Source organism: Solidesulfovibrio carbinoliphilus subsp. oakridgensis, assembly GCF_000177215.2.
GTDB lineage: Bacteria > Desulfobacterota > Desulfovibrionia > Desulfovibrionales > Desulfovibrionaceae > Solidesulfovibrio > Solidesulfovibrio carbinoliphilus.
In genome coordinates, this window is the sequence record NZ_CM001368.1 from 1,594,177 (window position 1) to 1,617,555 (window position 23,379).

22 protein-coding genes and 1 tRNA gene are annotated in these 23,379 nt (G+C 67.2%); 15 read left to right on the plus strand and 8 right to left on the minus strand.

All coding sequences use genetic code 11. The annotated features are described in order from the left end of the window. Positions 1–12: 12 nt before the first annotated feature. Positions 13–1,248: an ISL3 family transposase gene (locus tag DFW101_RS07015; protein ID WP_009179504.1), complete on the minus strand. Its 1,236-nt coding sequence runs from the start codon at positions 1,246–1,248 to the stop codon at positions 13–15. A 474-nt stretch (positions 1,249–1,722) separates the two neighbouring features. Here DFW101_RS07015 and DFW101_RS07020 point away from each other — a divergent pair, with 474 nt between their 5' ends. The 6 genes from DFW101_RS07020 (at position 1,723) to DFW101_RS07040 (ending at position 5,049) form a co-directional block, all read left to right on the plus strand. Beyond that, the gene (locus tag DFW101_RS07020; protein ID WP_009180813.1) at positions 1,723–2,013 is read left to right on the plus strand and encodes a hypothetical protein; all 291 of its coding nucleotides are present in this window, start codon (positions 1,723–1,725) and stop codon (positions 2,011–2,013) included. Positions 2,014–2,023: 10 nt separating this feature from the next. Beyond that, positions 2,024–2,587 (plus strand): hypothetical protein, encoded by a 564-nt coding sequence (locus tag DFW101_RS07025; RefSeq protein ID WP_009180814.1) that lies wholly within the window; start codon positions 2,024–2,026, stop codon positions 2,585–2,587. Then, on the plus strand, positions 2,584–3,519 hold the full coding sequence (locus tag DFW101_RS07030; RefSeq protein WP_009180815.1) for a CBASS cGAMP-activated phospholipase: 936 nt from the start codon (positions 2,584–2,586) through the stop codon (positions 3,517–3,519). Before DFW101_RS07025 ends, DFW101_RS07030 begins: the two co-directional genes overlap by 4 nt. 151 nt (positions 3,520–3,670) lie before the next feature. Continuing rightward, positions 3,671–3,847 carry a Com family DNA-binding transcriptional regulator gene (locus DFW101_RS18970; protein WP_009180816.1) on the plus strand — a complete coding sequence of 59 codons (177 nt, stop codon included), beginning with the start codon at positions 3,671–3,673 and terminating at the stop codon, positions 3,845–3,847. Next, positions 3,792–4,586, plus strand: coding sequence for a DNA cytosine methyltransferase (locus DFW101_RS18645; RefSeq protein WP_232286174.1), 795 nt, complete (start codon positions 3,792–3,794; stop codon positions 4,584–4,586). The genes DFW101_RS18970 and DFW101_RS18645 overlap by 56 nt, the downstream gene beginning before the upstream one ends. Positions 4,587–4,623: 37 nt before the next feature. Then, on the plus strand, positions 4,624–5,049 hold the full coding sequence (locus DFW101_RS07040) for a hypothetical protein (protein WP_009180818.1): 426 nt from the start codon (positions 4,624–4,626) through the stop codon (positions 5,047–5,049). A gap of 581 nt (positions 5,050–5,630) precedes the next feature. Here the strand turns inward: DFW101_RS07040 and DFW101_RS07045 are convergent. Beyond that, positions 5,631–5,717, minus strand: a tRNA-Leu gene (locus DFW101_RS07045). An 87-nt stretch (positions 5,718–5,804) separates the two neighbouring features. On the opposite strand from DFW101_RS07045, the gene DFW101_RS07050 reads away from it, so the two are divergent. From DFW101_RS07050 to DFW101_RS07075, 7 genes are all read left to right on the plus strand, one after another. Further along, positions 5,805–7,130 (plus strand): alkaline phosphatase family protein, encoded by a 1,326-nt coding sequence (locus tag DFW101_RS07050; RefSeq protein WP_009180819.1) that lies wholly within the window; start codon positions 5,805–5,807, stop codon positions 7,128–7,130. Beyond that, positions 7,109–9,310, plus strand: coding sequence for an ATP-dependent helicase (locus DFW101_RS07055; RefSeq protein WP_009180820.1), 2,202 nt, complete (start codon positions 7,109–7,111; stop codon positions 9,308–9,310). The genes DFW101_RS07050 and DFW101_RS07055 overlap by 22 nt, the downstream gene beginning before the upstream one ends. Before the next feature lie 141 nt (positions 9,311–9,451). Next, positions 9,452–10,768 (plus strand): metallophosphoesterase, encoded by a 1,317-nt coding sequence (locus tag DFW101_RS07060; RefSeq protein WP_009180821.1) that lies wholly within the window; start codon positions 9,452–9,454, stop codon positions 10,766–10,768. A 41-nt stretch (positions 10,769–10,809) separates the two neighbouring features. Further along, positions 10,810–13,059, plus strand: a complete 2,250-nt coding sequence (locus DFW101_RS07065; protein WP_009180822.1) for a SpoIIE family protein phosphatase — start codon at positions 10,810–10,812, stop codon at positions 13,057–13,059. Next, the gene (locus DFW101_RS19760) at positions 13,046–13,216 is read left to right on the plus strand and encodes a hypothetical protein (RefSeq protein WP_009180823.1); all 171 of its coding nucleotides are present in this window, start codon (positions 13,046–13,048) and stop codon (positions 13,214–13,216) included. The genes DFW101_RS07065 and DFW101_RS19760 overlap by 14 nt, the downstream gene beginning before the upstream one ends. Positions 13,217–13,396: 180 nt before the next feature. Further along, positions 13,397–13,831 carry a response regulator gene (locus DFW101_RS07070; RefSeq protein WP_009180824.1) on the plus strand — a complete coding sequence of 145 codons (435 nt, stop codon included), beginning with the start codon at positions 13,397–13,399 and terminating at the stop codon, positions 13,829–13,831. Next, positions 13,828–14,565 carry a DUF2231 domain-containing protein gene (locus DFW101_RS07075; protein WP_009180825.1) on the plus strand — a complete coding sequence of 246 codons (738 nt, stop codon included), beginning with the start codon at positions 13,828–13,830 and terminating at the stop codon, positions 14,563–14,565. The genes DFW101_RS07070 and DFW101_RS07075 overlap by 4 nt, the downstream gene beginning before the upstream one ends. Before the next feature lie 576 nt (positions 14,566–15,141). Here the strand turns inward: DFW101_RS07075 and DFW101_RS07080 are convergent. From DFW101_RS07080 to DFW101_RS07105, 6 genes are all read right to left on the minus strand, one after another. Continuing rightward, positions 15,142–16,107, minus strand: a complete 966-nt coding sequence (locus DFW101_RS07080; RefSeq protein WP_009180826.1) for a UbiA family prenyltransferase — start codon at positions 16,105–16,107, stop codon at positions 15,142–15,144. Further along, complete coding sequence (locus tag DFW101_RS07085; RefSeq protein ID WP_009180827.1) at positions 16,094–17,107, minus strand: cytochrome d ubiquinol oxidase subunit II; 1,014 nt, start codon at positions 17,105–17,107, stop codon at positions 16,094–16,096. The genes DFW101_RS07080 and DFW101_RS07085 overlap by 14 nt, the downstream gene beginning before the upstream one ends. Positions 17,108–17,205: 98 nt before the next feature. Beyond that, the gene (locus tag DFW101_RS07090; RefSeq protein WP_009180828.1) at positions 17,206–18,594 is read right to left on the minus strand and encodes a cytochrome ubiquinol oxidase subunit I; all 1,389 of its coding nucleotides are present in this window, start codon (positions 18,592–18,594) and stop codon (positions 17,206–17,208) included. 17 nt (positions 18,595–18,611) lie between these two features. Continuing rightward, positions 18,612–19,217: a class I SAM-dependent methyltransferase gene (locus DFW101_RS07095; protein ID WP_009180829.1), complete on the minus strand. Its 606-nt coding sequence runs from the start codon at positions 19,215–19,217 to the stop codon at positions 18,612–18,614. Between the two features lie 85 nt (positions 19,218–19,302). After that, on the minus strand, positions 19,303–19,992 hold the full coding sequence (locus tag DFW101_RS07100) for a ubiquinone/menaquinone biosynthesis methyltransferase (RefSeq protein ID WP_009180830.1): 690 nt from the start codon (positions 19,990–19,992) through the stop codon (positions 19,303–19,305). 13 nt (positions 19,993–20,005) lie between these two features. Continuing rightward, a complete protein-coding gene (locus tag DFW101_RS07105; RefSeq protein WP_009180831.1) occupies positions 20,006–21,388 on the minus strand; it encodes an MATE family efflux transporter in 1,383 nt (460 codons plus the stop codon). A gap of 151 nt (positions 21,389–21,539) precedes the next feature. Between DFW101_RS07105 and DFW101_RS07110 the strand changes: the two genes are divergently transcribed. Both DFW101_RS07110 and DFW101_RS07115 read left to right on the plus strand, forming a co-directional pair. After that, positions 21,540–22,088 (plus strand): hypothetical protein, encoded by a 549-nt coding sequence (locus DFW101_RS07110; RefSeq protein WP_009180832.1) that lies wholly within the window; start codon positions 21,540–21,542, stop codon positions 22,086–22,088. 21 nt (positions 22,089–22,109) lie between these two features. Continuing rightward, a complete protein-coding gene (locus tag DFW101_RS07115; protein ID WP_009180833.1) occupies positions 22,110–23,303 on the plus strand; it encodes a ParA family protein in 1,194 nt (397 codons plus the stop codon). Positions 23,304–23,379 lie beyond the last annotated feature (76 nt).

Here is a 23,379-nt window from a genome sequence, read left to right on the forward strand (position 1 = left end):
GGGTACCCGGGTTCAGGCCTGTCTAGGATAGAGGTCCAGGCCGCCGCAGAAGAAGTAGATAGCGGTCTTGAAGTGCTCCCGATTGCGGTACCCGCACGCCCTGCGCTTGATGGCCATGATCTTGCTGTTGAGTCCCTCGGCCGCGCCGTTGGTGATCCGATGCCGGCAAAAGGTCAGGATGTTGTCCAGATGCCGAGAGAGCATCTCCCCGACCTTGCGCATCGGGGGCAAGTCTGACTTCCTCACCCAGGTCAGCCAGCGTTTCATGAACCGCTTTGCCCAGCCGACGCTGAGGTAGTTCCACAATCCGGCCAGGCTTTCTTTCATCGCCCAGGCCTTGGCCACCTTCAGGTTCGTGGCCTTCAGGGCTTCCAAGGTCGGTCGGTGCTTGTCCGGCAGATTCTCTTCCCGGTAAAGCCAGATGTACTTGGTGCCCTTGAGGCGTTCGTCTTCCTGGCGGAGCAGTTCGCGATGTTCCTGCCGGCGGACCTTGTCCACGGCCTGGCCCACGTGCTGCATGATGTGAAAGCGGTCATGGACGATCTTGTGCGCCGCATCGGGCACGTGCTTGATCGTGGCCTTGAAGTACGGTTCCCACATGTCCATGGCCACGGCCCGGATGCGCTCGAGTTGCTGCGCCGTGAACTGCCGGTAATAGTCCTCGAGGCTCTCGGTCTTGCGATCCTGGGCCACAAACTCCACTGTTCCGCCAAGCAGGTCGCAGACCACGGTCATGTAGTCGTGACCTTTGCGGAAGGCCTTCTCATCGATACCAAGATAGCGTGCGGGGGTGGTCTTCTTCCTGGTTTGCCCTCGCCGGACGGCTCGATCCATGACGTTCCAGGCCTCATCCCAGCTGATCCGCATGAGCCGGCAGGTGCCGGACACGGTGGCGCACTCGCGCAACACATCGATGATCAAGCGCTCCATGAGCAAGGTAAAACGCCCTTTAGCCTCGGCCCAAGGCACTCTCACCTGAAGCACGCCGTGCTCGGGGCACTCGACGCGCGGAATCCGGGCATGAAGGAAGGTCTTGAACTGGCAGGTGTCGAGGTGACGCCATACCCGAGGCTCGGCATGATCCCGACAAGCCAGTTCGCGACCACAGGTCGGACAGCGCCAGCGGACACCGGCAACATGATCAACATGGACGTCCACCCGGCCTCCCGCCGTGTCCAACTCGACGTCGGCAACAAACCACGGGTCACTCAGCCCCAGAATCCGAGAATACAGGTCCGTGTCCTTCATGGTCACCCTCCCGGGGCGGACCATATCCGGTCACCTACCCACGGAAAAGTCGGAAGGACCCAGTGCGGAGACACCACCGCGGGATATTTGATGGGGATCAAGACGCCGGCTCCTGGAAGGTATGTTCTTGGGAAGTGTTTTGGCGCGAGCTCAATGGACTTTTATTGCGCAGATACAGTAACGAATACGCAGATAGCCGCAGGGTCCAATTATGGCAGCGACCCTAGGCTGTCCATTGCGGATGGAATTTGTTCCGCCGGCCCATATCAATTGAATGGGAGTACCCCAAGTCTTTTCTCGGGGCTTGGCACAACTAACAGATCCACAGGGGCCATAACAAATTTGTCCCAGACTATGGCTGTGCTCTCGACAATCGTTAATGGTACAGCGATTTATGCCACCACGTCTCTTCTTTATCGTCCTGGTGAGTGGGGACTCAGTGATATGACCTCAGCAGGCCCAGCTCCAGGAGCCATGGCCGAATTAAACCAGTGCACTGCGGGATATTTTATCATCGGTCAATCTGGTTCTTTATTTTCTGCCGATGGTTACAACTGGATGCCCATCGCTTTTAAAAAGCCAGCATCGGACAATAACGCGGTGGCAATCCCTATATCGTATACCGATGGCAAACTTTTCATGTTCGACGGCGTGGGCACGATGTCGGTATTTACCGTGTCTGATTACGACCCCCAGACCCAGATTCAGCTGCCCAACATTAAAAGCACCAAACCCGGCGTCAACTGCTACCTCAAGGCCGCGTAAGGATACCCCCATGATCATATACGACAAGCTCACAAAAGCAGCTCAGGAGTGGCCGAACAAGGCCCCCGTGCCCACGACCCATACCACCATCGCCCCACCGACATCGGACCAGCCCGTGACCTGGCTGGACGGCGGCTGGCGCGTGGGCGAGGTCCCGGCCGTGGAGCCGACGGAGGAGGAGGTGGCGGCGGCGTTGGCCCAGGCCAAGACCGTCAAGCTGGCCGAAATCCGCGCCGCCTGCGACATGGCCCTGGCCCCGCTGGCGGCGGCCTATCCCGAACGGGAGGTGCAGTCCTGGCCGCAGCAGATCGCCGAGGCGACCGCCTACGCGGCCGACGCGACGGCGGCCGTGCCGCTGCTGTCCTCCATGGCTGCCCAGCGGCCCAGCCTGGGGGACTCCGATGCGGAGCGGGTGGCCGAGCTGGCCCGGCGCATCCTGGCCAACGCCGCCGCGTGGTCGACCATCGCCGGGCCCATCATAGGCAAGCGGCAAGCCTTGGAAGACGCCGTGGTCGCGGCCGACACGCCCGAGGCCGTGGCCGACATCACGATCGATTTCGGAGGTGCCGCATGACCCGCCGCATCCTGTGCATCGACGGCGGCGGCATCCTGGGCCTGATCCCCGCGCTCGTCCTGGCCGAGATCGAGGCCCGGGCCGGACGGCTGGCCGGATCGCTGTTTGACCTGGTCGCCGGGACCTCGACCGGCGGCATCATCGCCTGCGCCGTGGCCGCCGGCATCCCGGCCGGCCGTGTGGTCGACCTCTACCGGCAGCGCGGCAAAGACATCTTCTCGCGCTCCTGGAGGCACCGGCTGGCTTCGGGCTTCGGTCTGCTTGGGCCACGGTACGGGGCCGAGGGCATCGAGGCAGCCCTGGACGATGTCTTCGGCGACCGCAAACTTTCGGACTGCGCCCTGGATCTGCTCATCCCGGCCTACGATATTGAGGCTCGGTGCTCGGTCTTGTTTAAGAGCGCAAAGGCCAGCGACAGCCGCCGGGACTACTACCTCCGCGACGTCTGCCGGGCCACGTCGGCCGCGCCGACCTATTTTCCGCCGGCCCGCATCAACAGCTTGGCCGGCGAGGAGGCCACATTGGTGGACGGTGGTATCTACGCCAACAACCCGGCCGCCTGCGCCCTGGCCCAGGCGGCCAAGGCCGGCAGCATCGGCGACGTGGCCATGGTGTCGCTCGGCACAGGCCAGCTGACGCGGCCCTATTTATATGAGGCGGCCCAAGGTTGGGGACTGGCGGCCTGGGTGCGGCCGCTACTCGATTGCATGTTCGACGGCCAGTCGGACACGGCCGCCCACCAGTGCCAGGCGCTCCTGGGAGACCGGGCCATCCGGCTCCAGCCGGCCCTGCCCCGGGATCTGGCCATGGACGATGCCGGCGAGTCGGCCCTGGCCACCCTGGAGGCCATCGCCCGGGGACTGATCGCGGACCAGGATGCGCTGCTGGATAAGATTTGCGAGATGGCGCTGCCGAAGGCGGCAGCGGCCTAAAGTGGAGCAGGCGGGACGGGTGGAGCCGTCCCACTGGCCCGGCGCGCTAACGCCGGCCCACCAGCTTTCGCCGGCTGCTCCCTGCCCATGATCTGGCGACCAGGGGTACGGGGGGCGTAACAGCGGGAGCGCAACCTGTAAAGAGAAGGGAATGAGGGAGATACGATGCGGAGCGTGTAACAGGTTGTTGGCTAAGGGAGAGGCTGTAAACCTCTCCATCAAATGCCCGCGATGCGGGACCATGAATCTCCTGAGGGCCACGAGCCCCGGATATGAGCCCAAAGAGGCCCCATCAGGAGATCAAATTGTATGTCGGAAGTCTTTTTAGCGGGGCTGGCCTGGGCGACATCGCCGCCGAAGCGATCGGTCTTTCTCATGCCTGGTTTTGCGAGTGCGACCCGTTTGCCCGTTCCATCCTGGAAAGGCGCTGGCCGGGTGTCCCCGTTTTCCACGATGTGAGGGACATCCATGCGCAAAACGCCAAACGGGTTGATATCGTCATTGGAGGCTTCCCCTGCCAGGACATCAGCTGCGCCGGGGCAGGGGCCGGCATCACCGGCAAAAGGTCCGGCCTGTGGTCGGAATACGCAAGAATCCTTGGCGAGCTACGACCCCAATTCGCGGTCGTGGAAAACGTCAAGGCCCTCCTCGGACGGGGCATTGACCGCGTTCTTGGGGACTTGGCCGAGATCGGGTACGATGCGGAGTGGGACGTGTTTCCCGCGGCAGCCTTTGGCGCCCCGCACCTGCGTGAGAGGGTTATCCTTGTTGCCTACCCCGGCGGCGATCGAGGGGCAGCCCGTGCGCCAATACTTGCGCCGGGAGGAGACCTGGAAAACCACGGGCAATCTGACGGCCCGGCTCATTGGAATGGTCTACGGCTTGACGGACCGCGAGCCCCGGCCGCCATATCGGCTTATCGTGGCCCCGTCGTTTGTCGAGTGGATGATGGGGGTGCCCATTGGATGGACAGACTCCGCTGCCTCGGCAACGGCATCACGCCTCCTCTCATGCGGTGGGTGCTCGGGCGGATAATGGCGGCTGAGCTTGATCGGTCCCGCCCATGATGTCATTGATAGGCTAATAAACAGGAGGGGGACACCCATGAGCATTGATCAGATCGCAGGCAAGCTGTCCCGGTTGGGGCTGCTCGGCGTGGATGGTGACGGGGTGTCCCCCGCCGCAGTCGGACCGTTCGTCCATTTCTCCGACGGATCATCGGGGTTTTATGCAGACCTCAAGGCCGCATGGCAGGGGCTTCGGTCCCTGCCCAAATGCACCTTGGAGGAGTTCTGGGAGCGCGAGTGGTTGGACGCCCCCACATATGAGTCCCTGGCCGAGGTATGGGAGTCCCTGGATACCCAGCAAATCGAGGCAGCGGACAAGCCGCCGCGTGCCTCGGACTACGTCAGCATCGGTCGCCTGCGCCGCGTCGGGCCGAAAGAATTCCTCATCCAAACCGAGAATGGGGAGTATGGGATCGTCGACGAAAAACAGGCGAGTAAATGGCGGCTCACGCCCCTCGATTAATTCCCCGCCAGGGGGGCGGGCCACCTTCAAAACTAAATGTCGTTGTGTACAAATCTACGCGTCGCGCTACAGCAATATTTGCCCTCCCGAAGAAACCAAATGAGCGGCACCGCCCATATCCGTTCGTCCTCTCAGAGGGCAAGTCAGTTGGAAATCCATCTACAGGCAACCATACGGCCCGGATCTTTGGAATGGTCTACGGCTTGACGGACCGCGAGCCCAGGCCGCCGTATCGGCTTATCGTGGCCCCGTCGTTTGTCGAGTGGATGATGGGGGTGCCCATTGGATGGACAGACCCCGTGCCTCGGCAACGGCATCACGCCTCCTCTCATGCGGTGGGTGCTCGGGCGGATAACGGCGGCTGAAAACTGCGGGTAAAAAGGCAGATCAAAGAGAAGGGCCAGGGGGGGCACACCGCTGCCTGGTCCTTCTCATTTTGCCTGAAACGATTTCTCATTTTGGTTGAGCGCTTACAGGAAGTTTCTGAGCCATTTTCTGGAGCGAGTGGAGCAAAATTGGAGCAAAAAATCAAGACAACGGAAAATGGGTTACTGGCATCGCCAGTAACCCATTAAAATCATTGGTGCCCGAGGCCGGAATCGAACCGGCACGTCCCGAAGAACAAGGGATTTTAAGTCCCTGGCGTCTACCAGTTCCGCCACTCGGGCACCGAACACGTTCTCTTGCCTCATCTGCCCCCCTGGCGTCAATTCGCGCCGTAGCCTTCGCCCTATGATTCTGCTACACCCCCGCCCATGCCAAACGACCGCAAACGACTTGTCGTCCTCGGGCTCGACGGCCTGCCGCTTGGCCTCGCCCGCGATCTGGCCGCCACAGACAGGTTCCCGAACCTCGCCCGGCTCCTGGCCATGGGGGCCACGGAAATCGAGGCCGAGCTGCCGGAGCTGTCCCCGGTCAACTGGACCTCGTTTATCACCGCAACGAATCCCGGCCGCCACGGCGTGTTCGGCTTCGTCGGCATCGACCCGGCCGCCTACAGGCTCGGACCCATTGACGCCTCGGCCATCCGCGTGCCGACGCTCATGGACCGGATGACCGCCGCCGGCCTTGCCGCCAAAATCGTGAACCTGCCCTGCGCCGCGCCGGTCAGCCCCCTCAACGGGGCCATTGTGGCCGGATTCCCGGAAACGGACCTGGCCCGGGCCGCCTATCCGCCCCAGTTCGCCCAGAACCTGAAGCTGGCCGGCTATCGCATCGAGGCCGACACCAGCAAGGGAGCGTCGGATTTCGACGGTCTGGCCCGGGGGCTTCGGGCCACGCTGGCCTCGCGCAAGGCGGCCCTGGAAATGCTCTGGGCCGGCGGCGACTTCGACCTTTTCATGCTGGTTTTGACCGAGACCGACCGGCTCTTCCACTTTTTCTTTCCGGCCGTGGCCCATGCCGGGCATGCCCTGCACGGCCCGGCCCTGGATCTCTTGGCCGACTGGGACCGGGCCATCGGGCTCGTCCTTGACCGCTACGAGGCCCTGCCCGGAGAAAAGCGCCTGATCGCCCTGGCCGACCACGGGTTCACCGAACTGGTGACCGAAGTCGATCTCAACGTCTGGCTCATGCAAAAGGGGCTCCTCCAGCTCGCCCCGGGCGCCCAAAACGAGTGGGACGCCCGCATCATGCCCCACCAGAGCGCGGCCTTCGCCCTGGACCCGGGCCGGATCTACATCAACATCAAGGAACGGTTCGCCCGGGGCGTTTTCCACGAGCACGTGGCCGAGAAGCTGGCCCGGGAGTTGCGAGACGAGCTTTTGACCCTCGCCTATGAAGGCGAGCCGGTCATGGAGGCCGTCTATCTGGCCGAGGAGATCTACGAAGGGCCGCTCCTTCGCCGGGCCCCGAACCTCGTCTGCCTCGGCCGGCCGGGCTTTTCGCTGACGGCAAAATTCGACCGCACCGGGATTTTCGGCCGCTTCGGCCGCACCGGCTGCCACACCGCCCACGGCGCGATCTTTTGCGACACGGCCGGCGAAACTCCGGCCACGACCACCGAGGCCGGCCAGCTCGTCGCCCGCTTCCTGAACCTCCCCGAACCCAAAGAGCCGGCATGGATCTCGAACGCGATCTGAACCCTGCCCAGCGGCAGGCGGTCCTGACCACCGAGGGGCCGGTCCTGGTCATCGCCGGCGCCGGCTCCGGCAAGACCCGGACCATTGTCTACAGGCTGGCCCGGCTCGTGGCCGGCGGCGTGGACCCGGCCTCCATCCTTCTTTTGACCTTCACCCGCAAGGCCGCCCAGGAGATGCTGTCCCGGGCCGGGCTCCTGTTGGCCATGGGCCCGGACGGCGTGTCCGGCGTTTCCGGCGGCACCTTTCACGCCTTCGCCTTTGCCACGCTTCGCCGCTACCACGCGGCCGCCGGCTACCCGGACGGGTTCACCGTGCTCGACCAGGCCGACTCCGAGGACGTCCTCGGCCAGGCCAAGGACAAGCTCGGCATCGGCAAGGGCGACCGGTCCTTTCCCCGGCGCAGCGCCATCCTGGGGCTCCTGTCCAAGGCCCGCAACAAGGAGATGGCCGTGGCCGACGTCCTCTCCCGCGAGGCCTTCCATTTGCTCCCCTACGCCGACGCCATCGGCCAGCTCGGCGAGGCCTACACGGCCTTTAAAACCGACCACAATCTGCTCGACTACGACGACCTGCTCTTTCGCCTGGAGCAAACGCTCCTTGGCAACCCGGATCTGGCCGATTATCTGCGCGTGCGCCACCGCTACATCATGGTGGACGAGTACCAGGACACCAACCGGGTCCAGGCGAGGCTGACGCGCCTGCTCGCCCCGGCCTCGGGCAACGTCATGGCTGTCGGCGACGACGCCCAGTCCATCTACGCCTTTCGCGGGGCCACCGTGGACAACATCCTGGATTTTCCGGACCTCTATCCCGGCACCACGGTCGTCAAGCTCGAGCAGAACTACCGGTCCACCCAGCCGATCCTGACCTTGACCAACGCCATTTTGGCCAACGCCGGCCGCAAGTTCGAAAAGCACCTTTTTACCACCCGCGAGGACGGCCCGGTGCCGGAACTCATGCGGCCCTTTTCCGACCTGACCCAGGCGGCCATGGTGGCGGCCAAGGTCCGGGAGCTGTCCCGCACCTACCCGCTCCACGAGATCGCGGTGCTCTTTCGGGCCGGCTACCAGTCCTACGCCCTGGAAGTGGAGCTCGGCAAAACCGGCATCCCGTTCCAGAAGTTCGGCGGGCTCAAGTTTTCCGACGCGGCCCACGTCAAAGACGTGCTGTCCTACCTGCGGCTGGTGCGCAACACGGCCGACTTCCCGGCCTGGTCCCGGGTCCTGGCCTTTGTGCCGGGCATCGGCCCCAAGACCGCGACGAAAATCTTCGAGGCCATCCAGGCCGGGGACCGGGGGGTGCTTGGCAAGATGGCCGCCCGGACCGCGGAATTCAAGACGCTGATCGAGTTCCTCGACACCCTGCGCGGCCTGCCGCCGGTGCCTGCCGCCCTCCTCGAACGGGTGGTCGAGGCCTATGCCCCGCTTCTGGCCGAGAAGTTCCCGGACGACTACCCCCGCCGCCAGGCCGGCCTGGACCAACTCCAGCAGATCGCGGCCGCCTACCACGACCTCGACGCCTTCCTGGCCGATCTGGTCATCGAAAACCCGGGCGAGGACCGCAAAAAGACCCGCGAGGACCATGTGGTCCTGTCCACGGTCCACTCGTCGAAGGGCCTCGAATGGTCGGCCGTGCTGCTCATCGACCTCGTGGACGAGCGCTTCCCGTCGCGCCATGCCTTGTCCCGGCCCGAGGACCTGGAAGAGGAGCGCCGGCTCCTCTACGTGGCCTGCACCCGGGCCCGGGAGTACCTAGCCCTTTTCGCCCCCGAGACCGTGTACCAGCGGACGACGGGCGGCTGCTCGCCGGCCCTGCCGAGCATCTTTTTGCGCGAGCTTCCCCCGGGACCGCTGAAGGAACGCCGGGAGCGGCTCGGCGGGTCGAGCTCCGGCACCTTTGCCGCCGGCTGCGCGCCCCCCCGGGCCGCGGCCGGATCGGCTTCCATGTCCGGCTCGCCCCGGCCCGGGGCCGGACCGCGCCCGGCTCCGGCCGGGGCGCCGGGAAATGGCGCCGGGCCGGCCAATGGTTCCGCCCGGGCCCTCGGCTACTGCCGCCACAAGATCTTCGGCCGGGGCAAGATCATCGCCACCCTGGACGGCGGCAAGTACCGCGTCAATTTCCCGGACTTCGGCCCCAAGGTCATTCTTGCCGATTACCTGGAATTGGAGGATGCTTCCTAGGCGCTTGCTCCGTGCGGCCTGCCGCCGCCGGGCCTCGACCGGACGACGTTTGGGCGTTTTGCCCCTGGAAAATACAGGCTCCCGCCGAGAAAAGCCGGCACTCGATGCGGCGAGCGGGGCGCAACCCCAGAGAGAGCCGTCATGGCCGACACAGGCAATCCAGGCACGTTTCTGCTTTTTTCCGACGTCCACTTCGATCCCTTCGCCGACCCGTCCCTGGTCCCGGCCCTGGCCGCCTCGGACGTGTCCGCCTGGACGGGCCTTCTCTCCTCGTCGAGCCAGACCGCCTACGCCGCCTACGGCAGCGACAGCAATTATCCCCTCTTCGAATCGGCCCTGGACGACATGGCCGCCCGGGCCGCCGACGTCTCGACCATCCTCTACCCCGGCGACATCCTGGCCCACGATTTTCCCCAGGACTACGCCGCCCTGACCGGCGACACGAGCCAGGCCGGCCTTGACGCCTTCGCCCAGAAGACCGTGGCTTTTTTCGTCCAGGAGGTGGACAGCCGCTTTCCGGACGCCATGGTCCTCGTGGCCGACGGCAACTGCGACACCGACAACATGAGCGGCAGCATCGGGGCCCGGCCCGGCGACCCCTATCTGTCGGACACGGCCCCCCTCCTCGCCCAGGCCTTTTTCAACAACGACACGGACCGCACGGCCTTTGCCTCGACCTACGCCGTGGGCGGCTATTACGCCGTGGAACCCGACGGCCCCACGGGCCTCAAGTACATCGTCTTAAACGACAATCTCTGGATCACCGAGTACGACGATCCCGCCGCCGGAGCGGTGGAACTGTCCTGGTTCGCCTCGGAACTGGCCGAGTCGGCCCAGAATTTCCAGAAAGTCTGGGTGGTCGGCCACATCCCGGTCGGCGCCAACGCCTCGTCCGTGGTCGCTTCCTACGACCAGACCGGCCGGATCGCCTACTCGGGCAACCTGGACGACGGCTTCAACGCCGCTTTCGTCGGCCTGGAGCTGGCCTACGACGCGACCATCAAGGCCACCTTCACCGGCCACACCCACAACGACGACTTCCGGCTCGTAACCGACGGTTCGGGCGCGGCCAACCTGCTGCGCATCGCCCCCTCGATCTCGCCGGTTTTCGACAACAACCCCGGCTACCAGGTCTACAGTTTCGACACCCGGACCTCTTCCCTGCTGGACGAGACGACCTACACCCTCGACCTCCAATCGAGTTCGCCCGCCTGGAGCAAGGAATACGCCTACGCCGAAACCTACGGCCAGACCCTGGCCACGCCCCAGGAATGGCAGGCCGTGTACGGCGCCATCCTGACCAACCCGGCCACCCAGGCCGCCTACATCGATCACCTGGGCCAGGGCGCCGCCACCCAATTCCCGGTCACGGCAGCCAACCTGCCTGCCTATCTGGCCACGCCGGGCTTTGTCCTGCCCGCCACCTACAACGCCGCCGTGGCGGCATTGGCGGGCTAGGGCCGCCGCCTCCCCAAGTAAAGCAAGGACCGGAAAACGCCGTGCGCATCCGCTGGAAACTCTTCTGGCTCCTGGCCGCCCTTTCGCTGGTTCCGCTTCTCCTTTTGCGGATCAACAGCCAGTTTGCGCTGAGCCGCCTGTCGGACAAGCTTTCCGCCCGCGTGGGCGCGCATCTGGTGGAAGAGGCCCGCATCCGCATGGGCCGGCTGGTCGAGGACCACGCCCGGCTGCTCCAGAGCCGCCGGCAGGCCCTGGGCCTCGCCGTGTCCATGCAGGCCATGGCCGTGGAAGAGGCCTTGCGCAATCCGTCCCCCCCGCCCCTGGACCCGGCCCGGGTCATCCTCCTGCCCGCCGGCCCGGGCACGGGCATGGGCCGGGGCCGGGGCATGATGGGCGGGGGCCCGGAGAGCGGCCTGGACGGGGAAGACGGCCGGCCCGGCCCGGACGGCGAAGGGCTCGTGGACACGCCCGGCTATTTCCGCGTCGCCCCGGACGGCACGGCCCTGCCGCTGCCCATCGACAAAAACCGCCTCACCCTGCACCTGCCCGTCCGCCTGGACCGTCAAAAGGCAGGGCCCCGCCTGGACGCCCTGGCCACGCTCCTTGGTCCCTGCCGCCGCATCGCCCGGGACATGGGACCGCTCGCCCACATCCAGGCCACGCTCCTGGCCGACGGCCTGGGCGCGCTCTATCCGGCCAAGGCCCTTGCCTCCGACGCGTTCGACCCTCGGCAGGCGCCCTGGTATCTGGCCGCCCTGGCCCTTCCCGGCCCGGTCTGGACCTCGCCCCAGCCCGAACCCGGCACCGGCCGCGTGTCGGTTGCGGTTTCAAGCCGCGTGATCGGCCCGGACAACACGGCGGCCGGGGCCACGGCCATCTTCACGCCGCTCGACGACCTGCTCGCCTCGGTCACCATGCCCGGGCACATCGCCGGCGACGTACGCACCTACCTCGTGGTCACGGAACCGGACGGTGCGGGCCGGCCGGCGCTTTTGGTCGAAGCCGGCGAGGTCCGGCGCAGCCACGGGCACGGCCATGGCTGGCGCGCCTACGTCACGCCCTCCCCGCTCGGCTCGCCCGACGCCGACGTCCTTCGCGCCGTGGCCGACGACGTGGCCGGCGGCGCCCCCGGCGTGCGCCGCCTGACCTACGAAGGCCAGGACTGTCTGGCCGCCTACGCCCGGACCGCGGACAACGAGGCCCTGCTCCAGATCGCGCCCGTGGCCGAAGTCCTGGCCGAGGCCCGGGCCGTGGCCGCCGACGTGGAGGCCAGCATCAAGCGGCTCTACGTCTTCGGCTCCCTGATCGCCGTCGCGGTCATGATCGCCCTGGCCTTTCTTTCCTTCTCCGCCTCCCGGGCCGTCACCCGGCCCATCCTGGCCCTGACGCGGGCGGCCAGGCGGCTGGCGGACGGCGATTTCTCCGTCCGGGTTTCCCAGCCGAGCCAGGACGAGATCGGGGAACTCGGCCGGGTGTTCAACGAACTCGCCCCGCGCCTCGACGCCCACATGCGCCTTTGCGAGACGGTTTCGCTGGCCAGCGAAATCCAGCGCAGCCTGCTGCCGGCCGAGCCGCCGGACGTCCCCGGCCTGGCGCTCGCCGGCACGAGCCGCTACTGCGACGAGACCGGCGGCGACTACTTCGATTTCCTGCCCTTTGACGGCCCAAAGGCCGGCCTTCTCGGCGTGGCCCTGGGCGACGTGTCCGGACACGGCCTCGAAGCGGCGCTCCTCATGACCACGGCCCGGGCCCTCCTGCGCCCCCGGGCCGCCGCGCCGGGCTCCCCGGCCGCCATCATGGCCGACGTCAACCGGGAACTGACCCGGGACACTTACGGCACCGGCCGGTTCATGACGCTTTTCTACCTGGAGATCGACCGGGCCGCCGGCACCGCCGTCTATGCCCGGGCCGGCCACGACCCGGCCTTTCTCTTCGATCCCGCAACCGGCCGCGTCACCGAGCTGACGGCCAAGGGCATGGCCCTTGGCGTGGCCGAGGGAGCCCGCTACGAAACCGGCACCGTTGCCGGCCTGACCCCGGGCCAGGTGGTCCTGATCGGCTCCGACGGCCTGTGGGAAGCGGAAAACGAGGCCGGCGAAATGTTCGGCAAGGACCGCACCCGGGCCATCCTGGCCCAGGCCGCGCCCAAGGGCGCACAGGCCGTGCTCGACGCCCTGTTCGCGGCCCTCGACGCCTTCCGGGGGCCCCGCCCCCTGGACGACGACGTCACCCTGGTGGTCATCGCCGTAACCGCCCCACCCCAACCCCGGAGGACCCATGCCGCTGCGTGAAAGCGAAGCCAAATTCAAATACTGTCCGCTGCTCACGACCCACGACGACAAGCTCAAATTCTGCCAGGGCTCCATGTGCATGATGTGGCGGGCCGACGGGCCGGGCACCGGCTACTGCGGCCTGGCCGGACGACCGGAACCGGAGGCGGCGCAATAGGGCCCCGCCCCCGAACAGGCCGGGGGACGGCCCGCCCTGCTTTCCCTCCCCGGCCCTCCCCCGGCCCCGGCCGACGCCATGCCGGCCATTGCAGTGGAATCTGTTGACGCAACGGGTTGTTGTGGTAGGGTCCGCCTGCGTCCAGGGCCTTCCGTCTTTGCCCGTGGAGCCGAGAACCGTATGCTACGAGCACTCATCGTCGACGACGACCCGATCAATACCCGTTTTCTGGTGGAAATCCTCACACCCTATGCCATTTGCGACACCGCCGCCAACGGCCACGCCGGGCTCGAGGCCTTTCGCCGCGCCCTGACCGTGGGGCCGGCCTACGACCTCATCCTGCTCGACGTCATGATGCCCGGGATGGACGGACACCGCGCCCTCGAAGGCATGCGGCACCTCGAACACGTCCAGGGCGTGCCCTCCTCCGATGCCGCCAAGGTCATCATGATCTCCGCCCTCGACGACGCCCGCACCATGTACCGGGCGTTTTTCCAGGGGCAGGCCATGTCGTTTCTCTCCAAACCCTTTTCCAGTGAAACCGTGCTCCAGGAACTTCGCAAATTCGATCTCATCGACTCCGCACAAGAACCGCCTCCAAGGAGCGACCCATGAGCCAGACACCCGACAAACATTTCACCCCCCAGGAACTCGCCGCCTTCGACGGCACCGACGGCAAGCCCGTCTATCTGGCCCACAAAGGCGTGGTCTATGACGTCACCGGCAGCAAGCTCTGGAAAGCCGGCAAACACATGAACCGCCACCGCGCCGGCGGCGACATGGGCCTCGAACTGACCCAGGCCCCCCACGCCCCGGACGTGCTCGAACGCTTCCCCCGCGTCGGCGTCCTCGATGCCCCGGCCCTCGCCCCCGACCCCGTGGCCGACCGCGTGCCGGCCTGGATCTCGCGGTACATGAAGCGCTTCCCCATGCTCAAGCGTCACCCGCATCCCATGACCGTCCACTTCCCCATCGCCTTCTGCGTCCTGGCCCCGCTGGTCCTCATCCTGGCCCTCGTCACCGGCTGGACCGGCTTCGACGCCGCCCTGCTCGTCATCCTCGGCGCGGCCGTCCTCTTCACCCCCGTCGCCATCGCCACCGGCCTTTTCACCTGGTGGCTCAACTACGCCGCCGCCCGCATCAAACCCGTGCTCATCAAACTGGCCGCCACCCCGGTTCTTTTTCTGGCCGTTTTGTGGGCCTTCATCGCCCGGCTCAAGACCCCCGACCTCCTCGCCCACCCCGGCGACCACCTCGGCTTCATCCTCGTCGTGCTGGCCCTCCTGCCGCTCATCTCCCTCATCGGCTGGTTCGGCGCGGCCCTGACCTTTCCGCCGCACGACGAGTAAGCGAAAGGCGAAGAGGCCTCCGGCGGCCGGGGGGGATCATCCCCCCCGGACCCCCCGAACGGGGCGTGCGGAAGTGCGGTCGGGAGGGGACGGGCGGCGGGGCATCGACGTTTGTTGGCGGATTTCGATCCGCGACACTGGCTGCAAAGCCAGCCAGCACGCGAACCGAAATCCGCCAACAAGGTGCGCCAGCGGCTATCGCCGCAGGGTTCGCTGAAGAGCTTCCATGTAGCCTGAAGATCGAGTGGCACAGGGTAATTCTTGGCGTTTCGTCAGAAGCACGCCACTTTTCATAAAAATCCTGTACGTCAAATTCCATTAAACTCGCCCGGTTCCTCCGGGCGACGGGCCTGTGTTGCCGGAATCGGTCCGGCGAGCTCGCCGGCTTTGCGGCGTGTATCGCCGGACCGATTCCGGCAACACGTCGCACACCCGCCAACGACCACACCCCCACCCGCTTCCCATTCCCCCGCCCATCCCGTTCGGGGGGTCCGGGGGGCGTGACGCCCCCCGGCCGCCGAAGGCATCTTCCTCCCTCCCTCACTCCCCCTGCTCCCTCTCCCTCCCCCCCACGGCTCAGCGCACCAGCAGATGCACCACGAGCACGACCAACACCAGGGCCGGGTAGCAGCTGGCGCGGTTGAAGAGGGCGGCGGCATCGGCGTCGCTCTGGCTGCGCACGAGCTTGGCGGCCGGGGGCAGGACCAGGATGGCGCCGAGGACGGCGGCGGCGAGCCACAGGGGAGCGGAGACGGCAAGCGGCGAAAGGGCGAGAAGCGGCATGGAGAGGAGGAGGCTGGCAATGAGACAGGCGACGGCCAGACGGCTGGCCTTGGCGTAGCCGAGGACCACGGGCATGGTGCGGGCGCCGAAAGCGGCGTCGCGGGAGGCGTCGTGCCAGTCGGCGGGGATGTTCTGGCCGCCGATTTCCCAGGCGAAGACCCAGGCGAAAAGGCCGGCCAGGAACCAGGGCGAGGGATGGGGGTTGACGGCGAAGCTGGCGGCCAGAGGGCCGAGGGCCTTGACCACGCCGTTAATGGCGGCGCGCAGATGGGTGACGGTCAAGAGCAGGCAGTAGGCGGTTTCGAGGACGCAGCCAGCGATGAGAATCCAGGCGCAGACGGGATTCAGGGAATAGGCCCCGACAAAGGCGGCGATGGCCCAGAAGACGAACCAGAGAACGGCTTCGGGCAGGGTCAGGCAGCCGTGGGCCAGGGGATGGCGGATAAAGGCCGCGTCGAGGTAGTTGCAGCGGGCGTCTTCGCCGGAGTTCTCCATCTGCTTCTTGTCGGAGCGGTAGTCCACGATGTCGTTTAGGGCATAGACGGCGGTGTAGCCGGCAAACACGGTGACGCAGCCGAGGGCGATGATGCCGGCCGAGGGCAGGCCGCCGCCGCAAAGGAGGGCCGCGCAAAACGGCGTGGCCAGATCGAGCAGGCCGTGGGGCGTGCGCGACAGGGCCAGATAGACGGTCAGGGCGAAGCGGCCGGGCGTGGCCGGCTGGTGCGGGGAGCCGTGTGTTGCCAAATCAGTGGGTCTCATCTTCCAGCCTGACTTTGCCGCGAACGAGCCGGAAGTGGTAGGCGTTGTAGAGAAAGATGACGGGCAGCATGCTGCCGACGGTCCAGAGCATGATCTTGAGCATGAGCGGCGGCGCGGCGGCCTGTTCGATGGTCAGGCGCGGCGGCACGATGAGCGGATAGAGACTGCCGCCAAAGGCCACGAACACGGCCACCAGCATAAGCGCGCACCAGACCAGCGGCAGGACCTCGCCGCCCTTGCCGATGGACCGGATGGAGAAAGCCGCGCAGAACACGGCCACCACGAGCGAGAGGATGAAAAACGCGCCAAGCCCGCCCTGCCCGGGCCGGCCGACCAGGAAGCCGAGCCGGCCGTCCAGGGCGATGTAGCCGGCGAGAAGCACCAGCATGCCGACGGTGGCCGCGCCGTAGCGCACGCTCCAGATCCGGGACTGGTGCTGGAGCGGGCCTTCGGTCTTCCAGACCAGCCAGGCCGCGCCGAGGAAGGCGTAGAGGCACAGGAACGTGGCCGCGACCAGGATGGTGAACGGCGAAAACCAGTCGAAGGCGCCGCCGGCGTGGTGCAGGCCGTCGAAGTCCATGCCTTGCAGGACCCCGCCGAGCAGAAAGCCGTGGGCCAGCGTCACGGCCACGCTGCCCCAGCCGAAGAGCCGGGACCAGGGGAGCTTGTTGTCGGCCTTCATCCGGTATTCGAGGCCGATGCCCCGGGCCATGATGGCGAAGAGGAGAAAGCCGGCCGGCAGGTAGAGCGCGGCCAGGACCGTGCCGTAAACCAGGGGAAAGGCGCCGAAGAGGACACCGCCGAGGAGAACCAGCCAGGTCTGGTTGGCGTGCCAGACCCCGTCGATGGACTCGGCCATGATTTCCCGATGCACGGGATCGGCTTCGTGCAGGCACAGGATGCCGGCGCCGAGGTCGTAGCCGTCGGTGAAAACGTAGAGCCACAGGAGCAGGGCGAGAATGCCGAACCAGGCGTCGGCGAGGCTTATCTGTCCGTCCATGTCAGCCGCCTTTTTCGTCGTACCCGTTGACCCGTTGCCGGCCGCCGTCCCGTGGGCTCGCGGCCGGAAAGCCGCCCGCCCGGGCGGAGACGCGGGCGTTATGCCGCCGTCACCCTGCCACGCGCGTGGCCCGGCGGCGGCAGTTCCTCCATGTCCGGTCCCTTCTTGAAGAGCTTGGCCATGAAGATGACAAAGACGCAGCCGAGGATCGTGTAGGCCACGACAAAGCCGGCCAGGGAGGTCCACAGCTGGCCGACGGTCAGGTTCGAATGGCCGTCGGCCGTGCGGATGAGGCCGTAGAGCATCCAGGGCTGCCGTCCCACTTCCCGGGTGATCCAGCCGAGGATGACGGCCAGATAGCCGCCGAGGGCCATGGCGCCCCAGGCCCGGAACAGCCAGACGCGGCCGGGGGCGTTTTCGGGCCTAAGCCCGCCCTTGCGCCATTCCCAGACCGTCCACAGGGCCACGCCGACCATGGCGAAACCGATGCCGACCATGAACCGGAAGGAATAGAAGGGAATGATGATGGGCGGCCGGTCCTCCTTGGGAAATTCCTTGAGCCCGGGCACGGTGCCGGTCGGACTGTGGGTGACGAGCAGGCTCAGCATGTAGGGAATGCGAATCGAAAAGCTGTTGCGCTCGTTTTCCGTGTCGGGCCAGGCGACCAGATTCCAGAAGGCCCCGGTGCCGGGGGGGTTGGTCTCCCAGTGGGCCTCGATGCCGGCCACCTTGGCCGGTTGGAGGCGGGCGATCTCCAGGCCGTTCTGGTCGCCGACCAGGGCCTGGAGCGGTGCGCAGACCAGGGCGGCGATGGCTGCGATCCGAAACGACTTGAGGAAGAAAGCGACGTTCTTGCCCCACACGATCCACAGGCCCGAGACCGCACCGACCACGAAGAGGCTCACCTCCAGGCAGGCCAGGTGCATGTGCAGGAAGGCGAAGGGCAAATCCGGCGAGAAGATGGCGGCCAGGTAGTCGTCCACGATGAAGACGCCGTTTTCGATGTGCCCGCCGGTCGGGGTCTGCATCCAGGAATTGGCGGCCAGAATCCAGAAGGCGGACAGCGAGGCGGCAAAGGCCACCATGATGGTGGAGAAGAAATGCATTTTCGGGCCGACCCGCTTCCAGCCGAAAAGCATGATGTAGAAAAAGGCCGCCTCCAGCATGAAGGCCATGGACCCTTCGAAACCGAGGACGTGGCCGAAGAAATTGCCGATGGTGGCGGAAAAGGGGCCCCAGTTGGTGCCGAACTGGAATTCCAGCGGAATGCCGGTGACGATGCCGACGGCGAAGTTGATGGCAAAGGGCCCGGACCAGAACCGGAACTGCCGGTAGTAGTCGAGATCCCCGGTGCGCAGCCACAGCCACTCCACGATGACGAGGTAGAGGCCAAGACCGATGCTGAGCGTGGGGAAGGTGATGTGAAAGGCCGTGGTCAGCGCGAATTGCAGCCGGGACAGGAACACCGGGTCGGTCAAATATTCCATGGCGGCTCCCGTACCCGTCAGGGACGGGCGGTTTTGACGGCCACGCCGAGAATGAACAGGTTGGACTCGTGAAATCCCGGCAAAAGGGTCAGGCCCTCCCGGACCAGCGCCTCCCGGAACTCCGGCCCGTGGAACCGGTCCTCCCGGGGATGGGCCAGCATGACCTTGAACACGGGATTGGCATAGAGCGGCGGGTAGATTTCCTCGAAATAAAAGGTGCCGCCGGGGCGCAGGACCCGGGCCACCTCGGCCACGCCCCGGCGCCAGTCGGGCAGGTGGTGGATGATGCCGAAGTTGACCGCCGCGTCAAAGGCGTTGTCGCGGTACGGCAGGCGTTCGGCGTCGGCCTGGAGGAAAAGGGCGTTTTGGTCGCGAAGTGCCCCCTTGCGCCGCCGGGCCGCCACCTTGACCATGGCCGGGTCCACGTCCAGGCCGTGGTACAGGCCCGGGGCGAAGGCCCGGGAAAAGATGCCCGCCCCGCCGCCGTCGCCGCAGCCGATCTCGAGGACCTTTGCCCCGGGCGGCAGGGGCCGGGTGGCCCGGAAATAACAGACTTCGCGCCACTGGGCGATTTTGCGGACCAGACTGCGACAATAAAAGCGTTCGGGCCAGTTGACCTGCATGGATTCCTCTGTGCCGTTCGGTTGATCAGTCTGCCATGTTGCACCAGACAGGCGGGGGCCCTGTCAAGGATAATCTCTTTTCCGGCTACGGCTTGCGGCCGGTAAAAATCCGGGCCAGCCCGAAGGTCAGGTCCGTCACCGTGCAGCCGGCGAACCCGGCCTCGGCCATCTGGGCCAGGAAATCGGCGTCTTTCGGGAAGGCGTCCACGGACTCGACCAGATAGCTGTAGGCGTAGTCGGTGCGCGACAGGAAGTTGCCGACCGGCGGCAGGATGCGGTCGAAATAGAAGCGGTAGAGCGCGGCCCCGAGCCCGTTTCGGGGCAGGCCGAACTCCATCACGTGCATCTCCCCGCCCGGGACCAGGGCCCGGTGAAACTCCCGCATGACGGCCACCCGCTCGGCGATGTTGCGGATGCCAAACGCCATGGTCACGGCCGAGACGGTGTTGGCCGCAACCGGCAGGTCCCGGCAGTCGGCCACGGCCAGGTCGTAGCCCGCGACCTTGCGCTTGCGGATCTTCTCCCGGGCGACCGCCAGCATGGCCGGCGAGAAATCGACGCCAAGGACCTTGAGTCCCGGCCGGCGGCGGCGGATGGCCAGCCCCACCTCGCCCGTGCCCGTGGCCGCGTCGAGGACCAGCCCGTAGCCGGGCCTGATCCGGTCCACGAACCGCTTGCGCCAGTAGATGTCGATGCCAAGCGACAGGGCGCTATTTTGGAAGTCGTAGGAAAAGGCGATGTCCTCGAACATCCGCCGCACCTTGGTGTCTTTCATGGAGTCCTCCGCCTCAGTCGGCATGTGGGGCCGGTTCGGCCAGTCGCAAGTTCTGCCATGTTCCGGCCCTGTAGCGCAACCACAGGACCACGGCCAGGATGAAGGCGTACAGGGCGAAAAATCCCCACAGTCCGGTGACGGTGACGGCAAAAAAGGTCACGGCCAGAAGCGTCGGCACAATGAGTCCGAAAAGCGAGACCACCCCGGCCGAGAGCATGAGAAAGCGCGTGTCCCCGGCCCCGCGAAGGACGCCAAAAGCCGTGTGGAGCACCACGTCGCAGGCCCCGACCACCACGGCCCAGGCGAAAAGCGGCCGGCACAGGGCCACCACGGCGCCGAAATCCGCGTCCGCCTCCCGGGGCCGGAAAAGCTCGGCCAGCTGGTTTGGCAGGCAGAGAAAAATCGCGGCCATGACGGCCATGTAGAGAGCCATGAGCCGCATGGCGCTGCCGGCGGCCCGCCGGGCGTCGGCCGGCCGGCCCGCGCCCATGGCCTGGCCGACCACCACGGCCAGGCCGGAAGAGAGGCCCATGAGCGGCATGAAGGCCGGGGAATTGGCCGAAAGGACCAGGCTCGTGGCCGCAAGCTCGGTGGTGCCGAGCCGGCCGGCCAGGAGGATGAAGACCGTGACCGCGAACACGTCGAGGAAGATTTGCGCTCCGCCCGGGGCCCCGAGGCGCACGAGCCTGGAAAAGATCGCGGCATCCGGCCGGAAGGACCGGCGCACGCCGAAACGGCGGTCATTGGCCCGGGTGAAGATGAGGACCCCGTAGGTCGCGGCCATGGCCGCCCAGGCCGCGACGGTAGCCAGGGCCGAGCCGGCCGTGCCGAGCGGCGGCAGGCCGAACCGGCCGAAGATGAGCACGTAGTTGAGCGGAATGTTGAGGATCGTCCCGCCGAAATTGACCAGCATGACCGCCCGGGTCAGGCCCCGGCCGCTGAAAAAGGCGGCCAGGGACGCTTCGAGCACCATGAACCCGGCCCCGGACATGAGAACGCGGAAATAGGTCGCCTCCAGTTTGCGCACCTCCGGCGGGTGGCCCATGGCCTCGAAGATGGCGTCCGAGGCCAGGGACAGGCCGCCGAGCACGGCAAAGGAGGCCAGCGCCAGGTAGATGCCCTGCCACAGGACCGGGCCGATGGCCTCGGGTCGGCCGGCCCCCACGTTCTGGGCGATCAGGACGGCCACATAGCCGACCGTGCCGAGGAAAAAGGAGGTGAAAAGGAAAAATGCGGCTCCGGCCGGCATGGCCGCGGCCAGCGCGTTTTCCGAATACCAGCCGAGAAAGAGCCTGTCTGTCAGGTGCATGGCCGTAATGGAGCCCATGCCGGCCAAAAGCGGCAGGCCGACCCGCAGCACCTGGGCGTAGCCGCCCGGGCCGTGCCAGCGTTGCATGAGGCGACCTCGATGGTCCGTACGGGGGACCGGGTTTGACCTCCCGCCGGACGCGGGAGGCTGTGGGGAAGGATGGAGCTCATGGCAAAGTTTTTGCTACGCGTCAAGGCGGCCGGCCTGTCCCGACCGGCTGAAACCCGAGGAGGCGCCCATGCGATCCGACACCCCGGCCGCGTCCGTCGACATCCTGGACGCCCTGCTTTCCGGCCCGGCCGCCCCGGCCGCCGGCAGCGCCTCCGACCCGGGCGAGGCCTTTCCGGGCCTTCACTCCCTGGAGCGGCTGATCCGCCGGGCGGCCAGCCCACCTCCCCCCAGGAAGGCCGCCACGCCAGCCCCCCGGCCCCAGGCCGCGCCCTTCGCAGCGCCAGCCCCCTCCCCCGGCGAAGCCCCCGCCGTCCCGCTCGGGGCCGTGTCCGCGCCGCCCGCCGTCGCCACCCTGGCTGCGACTCGGCCGGCCCGGCGCAAGGTCACCCACGCCATCACGGAAACGACCTGCCATCGCCTGGACCGGGCCAGGGACGCCCTGGAGGCCGCGGCCCGGTCGGCCGCTCCGGGACCCGGGAAAAAACCCCGGGTCACCAAGGCGGGCCTGGTCGAAGCGGCCCTGGCCCTGGCCCTGGACGGCTTCGAGGCCACGGGCCGGGCCAGTCCCCTGGCCCGGCACCTCGCCCCGGCCGCCACAGCCGCATCCCCGAAATAGTCCTTTCCCGGAGGGCCCGCCATGCTCGCCATCTGCCCTTTTTGCCGCGCCAGACAGGAGATTGCGGACGCCGCCCCGACTGCGGCCACGACCTGCCAGAGCTGCCATCGCCGCTTCGCGGCCAGACGGCCGGAGCCGGCCATGGCCGAGGCCGGTCCGGCCTATCTGCGCATCGAACGGCCCCACGGCGTCTTCGACCGGCCGACCATGGCCCGGCCGCCCGACCCTCAGGCCGCACAGGCCGCGCCGGCCCCACAGGCCGTCCCATCCGCCCGGGAGCCGGCCCTGGCCGCCGCCGTGGCCGCCGCGTCCGTGCCCGTGCCGGCCGACGACGACCTCGGTCCGCCCCTCCTGGCCGAGCCCGACGCCGCCGAGGACCGGGCGGCGGCCGCCGCCCTGTCGGCCATCCGCCGCCAGATCGCGGCCGCCCCGGCCAGGGCCCCGGCCCCGGCCCCGGCGGCCGCGCCCGTCCAGGCGGCCCGGCGCATCGGCGTCATGCTCAGCAAAGGCGGGGTCGGCAAGACCACCACCGCCGTCAACCTGGCCGCCGCCCTGGCCATGGACGGCCGGCGGGTGCTCCTGATCGACGCCGACACCCAGGGCCAGGCCGCCTATGCCCTCGGCGTCTCGCCCGCCGTCGGCCTGCCGGAACTGGTCGACGGTTCGGCCACCCCCGAGGCGGCCCTCTTCCCGGCCCGCGAGAATCTGACCCTCCTCTCCGGCGGCAAGGGCTTGGCCGGGCTCAAACGGCTCATTACCCGCAAGGATTTCGGCGGCGAGCGGACCCTGGACGACGCGCTTTCCCCGCTGGACCCTCTGTTCGACGTGGTGGTGGTCGACTGCGCCCCGGGCTGGGACGCGCTCACCGTCAACGTCCTCTTCTACGTCCGCGAGGTCCTGGCCCCGGTGGCCCTGGAGGCCATGTCGCTCCAGGGATTTTCCGAATTCCTGCGCAGCTTCGCCGCCGTCTCCCGGTTCCGGCCCGAGTTGTCCCTGTCCTACATCGTGCCGACGTTCCTGGACAAACGCGTGCGCGGTCCGGCCGCCCTCGCCGAGGAGCTGGCCGCCCTCTACCCCGACCGCATCTGCCCGGCCGTGCGCTACAACGTGAAGCTCTCCGAAGCCCCGGCCGCCGGCAAGACCATCTTCGAATACGCCCCCCGCTCCCCCGGCGCCAAGGACTACCGCGACCTCGCCCGCCGCGTGGCAGGGTGAGGAAGAGGGAAGAATGCCTCCGGCGGCCGGGGCGCCGCCCCGGACCCCGCCAGGGCGCCGCCCTGGACCCGCCGGG